Source organism: Rhodococcus sp. SG20037 (assembly GCF_031763325.1).
Taxonomy (GTDB): domain Bacteria; phylum Actinomycetota; class Actinomycetes; order Mycobacteriales; family Mycobacteriaceae; genus Rhodococcus_F; species Rhodococcus_F qingshengii.
In genome coordinates this window covers 4,695,848-4,707,689 of sequence record NZ_CP134497.1, presented here as the reverse complement: position 1 = coordinate 4,707,689, position 11,842 = coordinate 4,695,848, and the positions used below count along the sequence as shown (strand labels likewise).

Here is an 11,842-nt window from a genome sequence, read left to right as displayed (position 1 = left end):
GGCCGGAAGTTTTTCATCAGAAGCGTTGGGCTTGCGATCAGTCCTGCTCGACGCCGAGGCTGATGCCGCGTGAGGCGAGCCAGGGGAGGGGATCGATCTTGTTCTCGCCGGCGAGATGAACCTCGAAGTGAAGGTGCGGGCCGGTGGAGAAGCCGCGGTTGCCGACAGTGGCGATCTGGTCGCCGGCCATGACCTGCTGACCAACCGTGACGGTGGACGTGTCGATGTGGCCGTAGACGGTGATCGTTCCGTCTGCGTGCTGTAGGCGTACCCACATGCCGAACCCGGAAGCCGGACCTGAATCGATGACCTTGCCGTCGGCGACGGCGACGATGGGCGTCCCGATCGGGGCGGCGATGTCGACGCCGGCGTGCAGGGTGCCCCAGCGGGTGCCGAAGTTGGACGTGAACGTGCCCACTGCCGGCAGGACGAACAGCGGGCGACGGGCAGCGGCTTCGCGTGCTGCGCGCTCGTCACTGAAACGCTGGCCCTTGGCAAGCAGGTTGCTGAACTGGGAGAGGTCGGTCGGCGCTGCGACGTTGAGGACCTGCGGAGCGTCGGCCTCGGTGGTGGCTGCCGTGGAGGTGGCCGGAGCGAACTGAGCGGCCTGCGGTTCTGCGGTGGTACCGATCGCGGAGGACTCGTTGGCGAGTGCAACTTCCGAGTGGTCGGCGGCAGAAGAGGAACCGTCGTTGACAACTGCCTGGCCCGCGGCGACAACCGCGCCGGCTGCAACTGCCAGAACGGCGGCGCGGCCCTTGAGAGCGGAGGGAGGGGTGGGGAGTCGGTGAGCACCGCTGCGGCGAACCGGAGATTCGACATCGACTGTCGGTGCGGAGGAGGCGTAAGTGGGGGTGCTGATCACGTCGGACTCGACGAACTCGTGAGAGTCGGAATCTGACGACGTGGAGGATGAATTTCGAGTGAACATATCGGTAGAGATCTCAGAACTTTTGGTCTCGGTGTAACGCCTGGCCGAGTGCGTTGGATAAGTGGTCGTGACCTCGTCTGGAGCTGAGTTCGAGAACCTACTAGCGGTGAACTGGCTGCGGTGATGCATATGCCGGTTCTCTCCTCGAGTTCGTGATCAGCCCGTGACTTAGACCGACTGACGGTAACGAAATGATTGCGATGGGCGCAAGCCGTAGCGGAAACCTGTCCGATTATGTGACGTGCCTCACAGCTTGACCTGGGAATATGTCGATCCGGGCAAAACGGACGAATCATCTCGTTTCGTGATCGCGCGTGTCACAACCGGATCACCGGTCCGTTCAGGCACTACCGTCGATCGAGTGTCCACAACACCTGGAACTACGTCGCAGGCGCGTATCGACGACCCCGGAGTGAAGTCCGGGGCGCCACTCGCGGCGGTAATCGGACTGCTCGGTGCCGTCGGAGTGGCAGCCAGTCCCGTCGTCGGAGTCGGGAGTGGCCGCGGGGTCGACACGACGGGGGCTCTTGCTTCTGCCGCTCTCTTCGCTGCCGTCTGCACGATCGTCGTGCCGCTGGTTGCGGTGCTCACCTCGGGGCGCAGGCCCGCCTTCGCAGGTGGACTCCTGGCAGGTATCGGCGCGGTGTCCCTCGGCGCGGCGATCCTCGACGTTCAGTTGTTCGTCGACGCAATCGATGCAAACCGCTTGGACCTTTTCCGTCCGATTTCGGCGGGTTCGATCGATGCGGGTCCGGGCGCTTATCTCGCGCTCGCGGGCCACGGACTTCTTGTGGTGTCCGGTGTCCTCGGCTTCATGGTCGTCCATCGTGAATCGGAGCGGGACGGATACGGCAGCGCTCGCGCCGCGGAATTCGACGGGCGATCGGTTGGCGGGCGGATCGGCGGATGGCCGACTGCGCTGCTGATTCTGGCCGCGGTGGTGTTCGTGCTCTCCCTGTTCGGTCCTTCCTTCAGTTCGCAGGATCCGATCTTTCTGGTCAAACCGCTCGTCGACTCGGCGGCGGCCACCGCCGTCGGTACGGGATTGGTCGGCGTCGCGGTACTCGTTGCGGTCGCGGCGGCATTGACGTCCATCTCGCTACCGGTGGGCTGCGGCGCCCTGATCGGTGTCGGTCTCGGGGCACTCGCAGTCAGTGGAACCAGGGTGATGGCTGGGTTCGCGGCCGGCGATCGGATCGGCGTCGGTTCGGGATCGGTGGTCGGGGCACTGGCCGCTGTGGTCATCGCCGTGATCGGAGTTTCAGCTCCCTACCTCGCTTCCAGGCGTGAAACAGATGCGATTCCCGCTGAAAGTGTGGTTCGCGCACCCGCGAAGACGACAAAGGGTGCGCTGAAAGCGGCGATGGTGGCTCAGTCCCGGGCGGCGAAAGCGCGGGTGAACAGACTTCACCGCGTTGCCGGTATCGGCGCAGTTGTCACCGCAGCAGTGGCAGCCCTGGGGGTGGCACTTCCGGTCCTGTCGTTGCCGGAGAACATCCCCGAACCGTCCATGCTTTCGTCTCGAGTTGTCTTGCTCGCGGCTGCTGTACTGCTGGTCGCCGGTCTGGGCCTGTTCGCCCCGGGCCGCGCCGCGGTGGTGCGGCCGGCCGTCGGCGTGTTGTGGACCACGGTCGTGATGGGAGTCGCCGCTGTCATGCAGTCGGCTGTCATCGCCACGGACGTACCGGGCGTCGGGTTGGGGGCCGGTGCCTTCGTGCTCTGCGGCGCGGCTTTCCTCGCTGCGGCGACGGGACTGCTCGTCTGGCTGGCGGGAAGCGCCGAGCGTGAGGATGTCGACACGTCGGTAGGTGGCGGTTCGAGAGGGCTGGTGCTTCTCGTCGGTGGGATCGGCGCCGTCGCTGTCCTGATCGGAACCGCGCTTCCCCTCTATCAGGGCGACGCCTATACGGCGGCCTCAGTTCTGGAGTGGCCGTGGGGAATTGACGTCTGGGGTCAACTGCTCGTCGGCGTCACCGTCGTGATCGCCGCTGTGATCGCAGCGTCCGCGCGGCCGTCGCGGGGCGCGGCATTGCTGATCGGATCTGCCGTGGCAGCTCTGGTGTACGTCGGTGAGTGGCCACTCACGTCATCGCGCATATCGGACGCAACCGTGGGGGTGGGTGCGATCACAGCGGCCACGGGCATAGTGTTGCTTCTCGTTGCAGCGTTCTCGAGCGCAAGAATCAGTGAGACTGATGCTTGACAAATTCGGTGTGGCCACCTTGCCGAATCGGTGAGGCGTGCCTCATCGGGCAATTGCGCGTGACTTGGGCCACATAGCATCAATGCGGGCGCAAACCGAACGCGGCAACTGGTTAAAGTCCAGAACAGACCCGCTCCTACCCCTCGAGCGGGTGACAACGCAGACGAGACGGTGAGCAGATGGATCTCTTCGAATACCAGGCGAAGGAACTCTTCGCCAAGCACGGAGTGCCGACTTCGGCTGGACGTGTTACAGACACAGTCGCCGGCGCACGCGAGATTGCCGAAGAAATTGGTAAGCCCGTGATGGTGAAGGCACAGGTCAAGGTAGGCGGCCGCGGCAAGGCCGGTGGCGTCAAGTACTCGCCCGACGTGGATGCCGCAGTGGCAAACGCCGAGGCAATCCTGGGCCTGGACATCAAGGGCCATGTCGTCAAGAAGCTGCTGGTCGCAGAGGCAAGTGACATTGCCGAGGAGTACTACATCTCCTTCCTGCTCGACCGCACCAACCGCACCTACCTGGCCATGTGCTCGGTAGAGGGTGGCGTCGAGATCGAGGTCACCGCCGAGGAGAACCCCGACGCTCTCGCCAAGATCCCCGTCGACGCAGTCAAGGGCGTCGACCTCGCGTTCGCGCGCAGCATCGCCGAGGCAGGAAAGCTGCCCGCAGAGGTGCTCGACGCAGCGGCCGTGACGATCCAGAAGCTGTGGGAGGTCTTCATCGGCGAAGACGCACTCCTCGTCGAGGTCAACCCCCTCGTTCGTACGCCTGACGATCAGATCCTCGCCCTCGACGGCAAGGTCACCCTCGACGAGAACGCAGCGTTCCGTCAGCCCGGCCACGAGGCATTCGAGGATCGCGACGCTACCGATCCCCTCGAGCTCAAGGCCAAGGAAAACGACCTCAACTACGTCAAGCTCGACGGTGAGGTCGGAATCATCGGCAACGGCGCAGGCCTGGTCATGTCCACGCTGGACGTCGTCGCATACGCCGGCGAGAACCACGGTGGCGTCAAGCCCGCCAACTTCCTCGACATCGGCGGCGGAGCTTCCGCTGCAGTCATGGCTGCCGGCCTGGATGTCATCCTCAACGATGCACAGGTCAAGAGCGTGTTCGTCAACGTCTTCGGCGGCATCACCGCGTGTGACGCAGTTGCCAACGGCATCGTCGGCGCACTGAAGACCCTGGGTGACGAGGCCAACAAGCCGCTCGTCGTTCGCCTGGACGGAAACAACGTCGAAGAGGGTCGTCGCATCCTCGCCGAGGCCAACCACCCGCTGGTCACGGTCGTCGCAACCATGGACGAGGCCGCCGACAAGGCCGCCGAACTCGCTCACGCAGCGAAGTAAGGGACTCACAGAACAATGGCAATCTTCCTCACCAAGGATTCAAAGGTCATCGTCCAGGGCATCACCGGCGGCGAGGGCACCAAGCACACCGCTCTGATGCTCAAGGCCGGCACCCAGGTCGTCGGCGGCGTCAACGCTCGCAAGGCCGGCACCACGGTCTCGCACGTTGCAGCTGACGGTTCCCCTGTCGAGCTCCCCGTCTTCGCGACGGTCGAAGAGGCAATCAAGGAGACCGGCGCAGACGTCTCCATCGCATTCGTTCCCCCGGCCTTCTCGAAGGACGCCATCGTCGAGGCCATCGACGCGGAGATCCCGCTCCTCGTGGTCATCACCGAGGGCATCCCGGTTCAGGACTCCGCTTACGCTTGGGCGTACAACGAGTCCAAGGGCAAGAAGACGCGCATCATCGGACCGAACTGCCCCGGCATCATCACCCCGGGTGAGGCCCTCGTCGGCATCACGCCCGCCAACATTGCAGGCACCGGCCCCATCGGCCTGGTCTCCAAGTCGGGCACCCTGACCTACCAGATGATGTACGAACTCCGTGACTTCGGCTTCTCCACCGCCATCGGCATCGGCGGCGACCCGGTCATCGGAACCACCCACATCGACGCCATCGAGGCGTTCGAGAAGGATCCCGAGACCAAGGTCATCGTGATGATCGGTGAAATCGGTGGCGACGCCGAAGAGCGTGCAGCCGATTACATCAAGGCCAACGTCACCAAGCCGGTCGTCGGCTACGTGGCAGGCTTCACCGCTCCCGAAGGCAAGACCATGGGCCACGCCGGTGCCATCGTCTCCGGTTCCTCGGGAACTGCTCAGGCAAAGCAGGAAGCTCTCGAAGCTGCAGGCGTGAAGGTCGGCAAGACGCCGTCCGCTACCGCTGCTCTCGCTCGCGAGATTCTTCAGTCCCTGTAAGGGGCTTCGCCCCCGTGCGTGGTTAGGGAGTCTCCGGACTCCTTAACCACGCACAGTGGTATCGACCCACATCGACCCGGCAGGTTCCAACTGCCCCGCACCGGATGTGATGGATGCGACGATCGAGTCGAGATCGTCGGCGTCACCGGCGGCGAGTGTCATCACCGCCTTCGATCCATACGTAGTTCCGAGCACCGAGACGCCCCGCGCTCTCAGCTCCGCTTCCACCCGACCGGCCTCTGAGTGCCGGATCGCCAAAGTGCGCAGGACCTTTCTCTCCCTGGCCACAAGCTCGGCCGAATCGAGAGCCACCGAGACCGCTCCCGAATACGCGCGGACCAATCCACCGGCGCCGAGCTTGATTCCGCCGAAATAGCGCGTGACGACAACAATCACATCGACCAGATCTCGAGACTTGAGAACCTGAAGCATCGGCACCCCGGCAGTGCCGCCCGGTTCACCGTCGTCGTGTGCACGTTCGACGCGTGAGTTCGCCTCGTATCCGATCACGAAAGCCGAACAATGATGGCGCGCATCGGGATACAGCGATTTCTGCTCCGCGACGAACTCCGTGGCGGCTTCGGCGTCGTCTACTCGGTGAAGCGCGGCGATGAATCGTGAGTGCTTCACCTCGGTTTCGACGACGTGGTCGGCGCCGGGCACGAGGGTGAAGGGCATCTGCCCATTGTCTCCTGTCGGTGTTAGCGTGCGAAGTCGAGACACATACGCTGGTAACCATCGAAGACCGTCTACGAGGAGAAGTCATGACGTTCACGCCGCAAGGGCCCAGCTTCGGGCCACCGAATCAGCCGGCAGCGGGCGGTGGAACCAAGAATCTCGGATTCATCCTGCTCATCGCCGTCGCGGCACTCGGCCTGATCAATTTCCTGCTCGGTTTTGCGCCCTTCACGTCGATCAGTGGAAGCAGCAGCGGCATCGGTAGCGGCCTGGATACCAGTTCGAGTTTCTTCGAATCGAGCATCTACGGCCTCGGATTCGTTTTCGCCGGCGGTGTGGTCGCAGGCGTCTCGTTGCTCCCGAAGCAGTCGTATGCAGGCATTGCCGCAGCGCTCACCCTCACGGGTTTCTTCGCTTTGGTGTTCGCCGCGTTCTCCGTCGGTACCAGCGACTACGTCGACATCAGCCTCGGTTGGGGCCTGATCATCGTGCTGATCCTCTCGTTCGTGCAGACCGTCGTCGCAGTCGCCGCGTTGTTGTTCGAGATCGGAATCCTGAAGGCGCCCGCGCCCCGACCGGTAGCTCAGCAGTACGGTCAGCAGCAGCCTTACGGCCAGGCGCCGGGGCAGGCGCCAGGTCAGCCACAGGGATACGGACAGGCTCAGTACGGCCAGCCTCAGCAGGCTCAGCAGCCGGGCCAGTACCAGCAGAATCCGCAGTACGGGCAGGCGCAGCAGCAGGGATACGGGGGAGCGCACGCCGCCCCCACAGACCCGACCGCTTCGCAGCCGCCTTACGGCCAGACTGCGTCTCCCTACGGGCAGAACCCGGTGCAAAATCCCGGACAGACCGACTCGTCGGCCGCGACGACGTCGTCTTACTATCCGCTGACCTCTCAGCCCGGTGGCCAGCCGAACCCGAGTTACTCGTCGGATCAGTTCACCGCTCCACGCGGTTACGGCCAGCCGTACAACCAGCAGCAGACTGGCTCGACCGAGCAGCCGACGGGCTTCGAGCCGCCCACTTTCGAAGCGCCGACGCCGTCTGCGGAACCTGACCAGGGCAGCAGCGATTCCGCGGCCGAGACCAAGGTCTTCGGCTCGCAGAACCCCGACGAGCGTCAGCAGTAGTACTTCTTCGTTTCACGAACATGAATGTGGCCTCCGACCCGCTGCGGGTGGAGGCCACATTCCGTGAGCCCGACGGCGCGCCTGAGTGCGCGGCGCACTGTCGAGTGAAACCCTCGAGGGGATGAGTTCTTTGATTGATGGCACCCGGTCCCGTCCCACGTCCTCACGACCCGGACGTGGTCGTACTGGCAGCGGCCGCGTCGGCGGCGGTCGCCCGGGACCGAACCCGGACCTGGCGCGCAAGCTGCTGACCGTCGCCTTCCGACCGTCGGGCCTGACGATGCTGCTGATCGCGGCTGTCGTCGTGGTCACTTTGGTATCGGCGAGCAGCGACCTGACCGGAACCTTCGGCGCCATTGCCACCACCTGGTTGGTCATCCACCAGGTGCCGGCGACTATCAGCGGCGTCCAACTCGGTGTACTGCCATTGCTTCCGACGGCCGTCATGATGTGGGTGGTCGCACGCCGATGCGCGTCGACTGCGGTGCACACCGACTCCCGTGACGACACCCTCCGCCTGGTGGGGGCGGCGGTAGCCGGACCGTTGACTATCACGGCAATCGCTCTCGCCGTTGTCGCCGACGCCTCCGCGGCAATTCCGCTGTCGAGCCCCAACACGTTGGCCGCTTTCGGCTGGGTCGCCGGGATTCACCTGATCGCCGCGTCCGTCGGTGTTGCTGCTGCGCACTGGGATCGCGTCGTCGCCGAGATTCCGCCGTGGGCATCTGCCGCTGTTCGTCCGGCCGCGGCCGCGTCGGCAGCGCTGCTGGCTGCGGGCGCCGTGGCCGTCGTGGTGTCACTACTCGTGTCGTGGTCGACGGTCGGTGACCTACTCGCACGAGGCAACGGGTTTGTCGGCGTGCTGGGATTGACGGTGTTGTCGCTGCTCTACCTGCCGAACCTCGTGGTCGGTGCAGCCGCGGTGATGACGGGATCGACGGCCGATTTCGGAAACGTCTCCATCAGCGTGTTCGGCAACATCGGTGGAGATCTGCCACCCTTGCCCCTTCTCGGAGCGGTTCCGGAAGGCGTCGCCGGCGGAATCTGGCCGGTGCTGTTGATCGTTCCGGCTGCGGTGGGTGTGATGCTCGGCCGCGATTGCGCTCGACGCATCGCCGGGCAGGACAGTGTGCTCGCAGTGCTGACGGCAGCTGCCGGTGCCGGCGTCGTCATGGCTCTGCTTGCCCTTGCTGCGGGGGGAGACCTCGGGCAGTTCGGCACCGTCGAGGTCCTGTGGTGGGGCTTCGGTCTTCTGACTTTTGCGTGGCTGGGATTGTTCGGAACCGTCTCGGCGCTGTTCGCGATGTGGTTCTCACACCGCGGACACATGAAGGACGAGGTTGCGCCGCCGACGGCTGAACCGGCTCGAGCATCCGAGCCCGAACTTGCGATCACGGCCGCGGCCACAACGGATGGCGAGGACGACGAAAACGCCGACGAAGTGCTCGCCCAGGAATCTGCGGTGGTAGTGACCAAGGTCGTCGAAGCCGAAATTGTCGAAGAATCAGGCGAACCCGTGCAGGTAGTGACAGAGGAAACCGTCGAGATCGAAGTAGTCGACGCGGAGGTTGTCGCGGCACCCGAGGCGGACCCCACAGCCGGGGCCGAGCCGGAGACCGACCTGCCCTCGAAGCCGCAGGAGTCCAGCGACTAGGCTGTCATGCGGCCGATACTCCGGCCGCATCATCTTCCAGTTCTCAGGAGTAGTGCGCTGACTGCCTCGGCCGACAATCCGCAGCCGACAATGCCCGACAGGGTCCAATTTCGCGACTCGGTCGCGCGGGTAGTCGTACTCGCTTCCGGCGCTGGAACCCTGCTGACTTCGCTGATCGACGCTTCGCATGCCGAGGGATACCCCGCCGAGATCGTTGCCGTCGGTGTAGATCGTGACTGCCTCGCCGCCGAGCACGCTGCGGATTCGAAGATCCCGTCCTTCAAGGTCTCGATCAAGACCTACGAAAATCGTGCCGCCTGGGACGAGGCGCTGACAGCAGCAGTGGCCGAGTACGAACCCGATCTCGTGGTCAGCGCAGGCTTCATGAAAATCCTCGGCCCCAGCTTTCTCGAGCGTTTCGGCGGCCGAATCATCAACACTCATCCCGCGTTGCTGCCTGCCTTTCCCGGCGCGCACGCGGTTCCCGACGCTCTGGCGTACGGCGTGAAGGTCACCGGTTCCACGGTGCATCTCGTCGACGGCGGAGTTGATACCGGGCCGATCTTGGCGCAGGAAGCTGTGCCGGTGCATGACGACGACACCGAGTCTTCGTTGCATGAACGCATCAAAATTGTGGAGCGACGGTTGTTGGCGGACGTCATCGCCGCTGTTGCTACGCGCGGAGTGGTTTCCGATGGACGAAAGGCCGTGATCCCCAGTGAGTGAACGCAAGGCTGTGCGCCGTGCACTTGTCAGCGTCTACGACAAGAGTGGTCTGATCGAGCTGGCCACGGGCCTGCACGAGGCCGGTGTCGAGTTGGTCTCGACCGGTTCGACCGCGTCGAAGATCGCCGACGCCGGAATCCCCGTGACCCCGGTCGAGGCTCTGACCGGATTCCCGGAATGCCTCGAAGGCCGTGTGAAGACGCTGCATCCGCGCGTCCACGCCGGCGTTCTCGCCGATACCCGCAAGCCGGATCACCTCGCTCAGCTCGAGGAACTCGGCATCGCGACCTTCGAATTGGTTGTCGTGAACCTGTACCCCTTCACCGAGACGGTTGCCTCGGGCGCTAGCCCGGACGAGTGCGTCGAGCAGATCGACATCGGCGGCCCGTCGATGGTGCGTGCTGCAGCCAAGAACCATCCGTCGGTTGCCGTCGTGGTCGATCCGGCTCGTTACGCCGACGTCCTGACTGCCGTTGCCGGTGGCGGATTCACCTTGCGTGAGCGCACTGTGCTTGCGGCGCAGGCTTTCCAGCACACTGCGTCGTACGACGTCGCTGTTGCGAGCTGGATGACGAGCACGATCGCCGCTGACGAGGACGGCTCGCTGTTCCCGGCCTGGGTCGGTGCTACCTGGAACCGCAGCGCTGTTCTTCGCTACGGCGAGAACCCGCACCAGGACGCTGCGCTGTACGAAAACCCGGCTGCGCCTGCAGGTTTGGCTCAGGCGGAGCAGTTGCACGGCAAGGAGATGTCGTACAACAACTACACGGACTCCGACGCAGCGTGGCGCGCAGCGTACGACTTCACTGATCCGGCCGTCGCAATCATCAAGCACGCCAACCCGTGTGGCATCGCCATCGGCACCGACATCGCCGACGCCCACCGCAAGGCGCATGCATGCGATCCGGTCAGTGCTTTCGGTGGTGTGATCGCTGCCAACCGCGAGGTCACCGTCGAACTGGCCGAGCAGATCGCCGACATCTTCACCGAGGTCGTCATCGCGCCCTCGTACGAAGACGGAGCTGTCGAGGTTCTGCAGCGTAAGAAGAACATTCGTGTTCTGAAGGCAGCCGCTCCGACCGCTACCGGAATCGAACTGCGTCCGATCTCCGGCGGTACGTTGCTCCAGCAGCGCGACGTCCTGGACGCCGACGGCGACAACCCGGCCAACTGGACCCTCGCCAACGGTGAGGCTGCCGATGCCGAGACTCTCGCTGACCTCGAATTTGCTTGGCGCGCCAGCCGTTCGGTGAAGTCCAACGCGATCCTGCTGGCCTCCGGCGGCGCGTCCGTCGGCGTCGGTATGGGCCAGGTCAACCGCGTCGATGCAGCGCATCTGGCTGTTCAGCGAGCCGGTGACCGCGTCGTAGGTTCGGTTGCAGCTTCGGACGCGTTCTTCCCGTTCCCTGACGGTCTGCAGGTGCTGCTCAACGCCGGCGTCAAGGCTGTTGTGCAGCCGGGTGGTTCGGTTCGCGACAACGAAGTGATTGCCGCAGCAAAGGAAGCCGGTGTCACTCTCTATCTGACCGGTGCGCGCCACTTCGCGCACTGACTCCTGCCTCGGTAGCGGGCCTCGACTCCTCAACGGGAGTTCGGGGCCCGTTCTGCATTCAGGCCGCCCGGGTCTTTCAGGCGGCGCTGCTGTGGGTGCCCTGGAGTTCGCGCGGTGAGCCGGTGATGACCACGCGTGAGGCTCCGCGACTGCGGATCTCGCTGATCAATGCGCCGAGGGTAGCTTCGTGGGCCGCATCGGAGTGTGAAAGATCCAGGGTGACGGCGTATCCGGTGAGGTCACCGGGCAGATCGACATACGGCGGCGCGATGGACAGTTGGTTGACTCGAAGTTTCATGTGGTGCTCCTGCGTGTGAAAGGTAAAAGAAAAGGCACCCGAGGCGTTTGCCCTGGGTGCCCGAGAACGAATCCGGTGAAACTGGGGATCATTCTCGGGGTACACCGCGCTTGTTGCCCATGTGCTTGGCCGACATTGCGGCCGAAAAAATGTGCTTGTCTGCGGTGCAGCTGCGCCACGAAGGTACGGATACGACGTGCGGGTGTAGCGACATGATGTCCGTTCCTTTCTGTGTGGCGTTGCTGGTTAATGGATGACCGTACAGTACGGATCGAGGGTTCGCACCAATAAAAAGCGCCGCGAACGTAAACTCCGGGTGACTTCTGTCCCCAGGTTCGCCGGATTGAAAGAGTCTTCATTGCAGGTCAGGCGTAGAAAGCAGAATTCCCTTCTACCTGAAAAA

At 64.1% G+C, this 11,842-nt stretch carries 10 protein-coding genes; 7 read left to right on the top strand and 3 right to left on the bottom strand.

Translation table 11 applies throughout. From position 1 onward, the window contains the following. Positions 1–37 precede the first annotated feature (37 nt). Positions 38–1,060 carry a M23 family metallopeptidase gene (locus tag RHP72_RS21455; RefSeq protein WP_030534879.1) on the bottom strand — a complete coding sequence of 341 codons (1,023 nt, stop codon included), beginning with the start codon at positions 1,058–1,060 and terminating at the stop codon, positions 38–40. A gap of 232 nt (positions 1,061–1,292) precedes the next feature. On the opposite strand from RHP72_RS21455, the gene RHP72_RS21450 reads away from it, so the two are divergent. The 3 genes from RHP72_RS21450 (at position 1,293) to sucD (ending at position 5,401) form a co-directional block, all read left to right on the top strand. Then, positions 1,293–3,134 (top strand): hypothetical protein, encoded by a 1,842-nt coding sequence (locus RHP72_RS21450; RefSeq protein WP_235867893.1) that lies wholly within the window; start codon positions 1,293–1,295, stop codon positions 3,132–3,134. Positions 3,135–3,313: 179 nt separating this feature from the next. Next, a complete protein-coding gene (gene sucC / locus RHP72_RS21445; protein ID WP_003946426.1) occupies positions 3,314–4,483 on the top strand; it encodes an ADP-forming succinate--CoA ligase subunit beta in 1,170 nt (389 codons plus the stop codon). Positions 4,484–4,498: 15 nt separating this feature from the next. Continuing rightward, a complete protein-coding gene (gene sucD / locus RHP72_RS21440) occupies positions 4,499–5,401 on the top strand; it encodes a succinate--CoA ligase subunit alpha (RefSeq protein ID WP_003946432.1) in 903 nt (300 codons plus the stop codon). A gap of 42 nt (positions 5,402–5,443) precedes the next feature. On the opposite strand, the gene RHP72_RS21435 is transcribed toward sucD, so the two are convergent. Beyond that, a complete protein-coding gene (locus tag RHP72_RS21435) occupies positions 5,444–6,079 on the bottom strand; it encodes a YigZ family protein (RefSeq protein WP_311093789.1) in 636 nt (211 codons plus the stop codon). A gap of 86 nt (positions 6,080–6,165) precedes the next feature. Here RHP72_RS21435 and RHP72_RS21430 point away from each other — a divergent pair, with 86 nt between their 5' ends. From RHP72_RS21430 to purH, 4 genes are all read left to right on the top strand, one after another. Beyond that, entirely contained in the window at positions 6,166–7,209 is a 1,044-nt protein-coding gene (locus RHP72_RS21430; RefSeq protein ID WP_081558240.1) for a DUF5336 domain-containing protein, read from the top strand. 121 nt (positions 7,210–7,330) lie between these two features. Continuing rightward, entirely contained in the window at positions 7,331–8,863 is a 1,533-nt protein-coding gene (locus tag RHP72_RS21425) for a DUF6350 family protein (RefSeq protein ID WP_007727603.1), read from the top strand. Between the two features lie 6 nt (positions 8,864–8,869). Then, positions 8,870–9,589, top strand: a complete 720-nt coding sequence (gene purN / locus RHP72_RS21420; RefSeq protein WP_030534875.1) for a phosphoribosylglycinamide formyltransferase — start codon at positions 8,870–8,872, stop codon at positions 9,587–9,589. Further along, positions 9,582–11,141: a bifunctional phosphoribosylaminoimidazolecarboxamide formyltransferase/IMP cyclohydrolase gene (gene purH / locus RHP72_RS21415; RefSeq protein ID WP_003946407.1), complete on the top strand. Its 1,560-nt coding sequence runs from the start codon at positions 9,582–9,584 to the stop codon at positions 11,139–11,141. The genes purN and purH overlap by 8 nt, the downstream gene beginning before the upstream one ends. Positions 11,142–11,217: 76 nt before the next feature. Here the strand turns inward: purH and RHP72_RS21410 are convergent, their stop codons facing one another. Continuing rightward, a complete protein-coding gene (locus tag RHP72_RS21410) occupies positions 11,218–11,439 on the bottom strand; it encodes a hypothetical protein (protein ID WP_003946391.1) in 222 nt (73 codons plus the stop codon). Between the last annotated feature and the right edge of the window lie 403 nt (positions 11,440–11,842).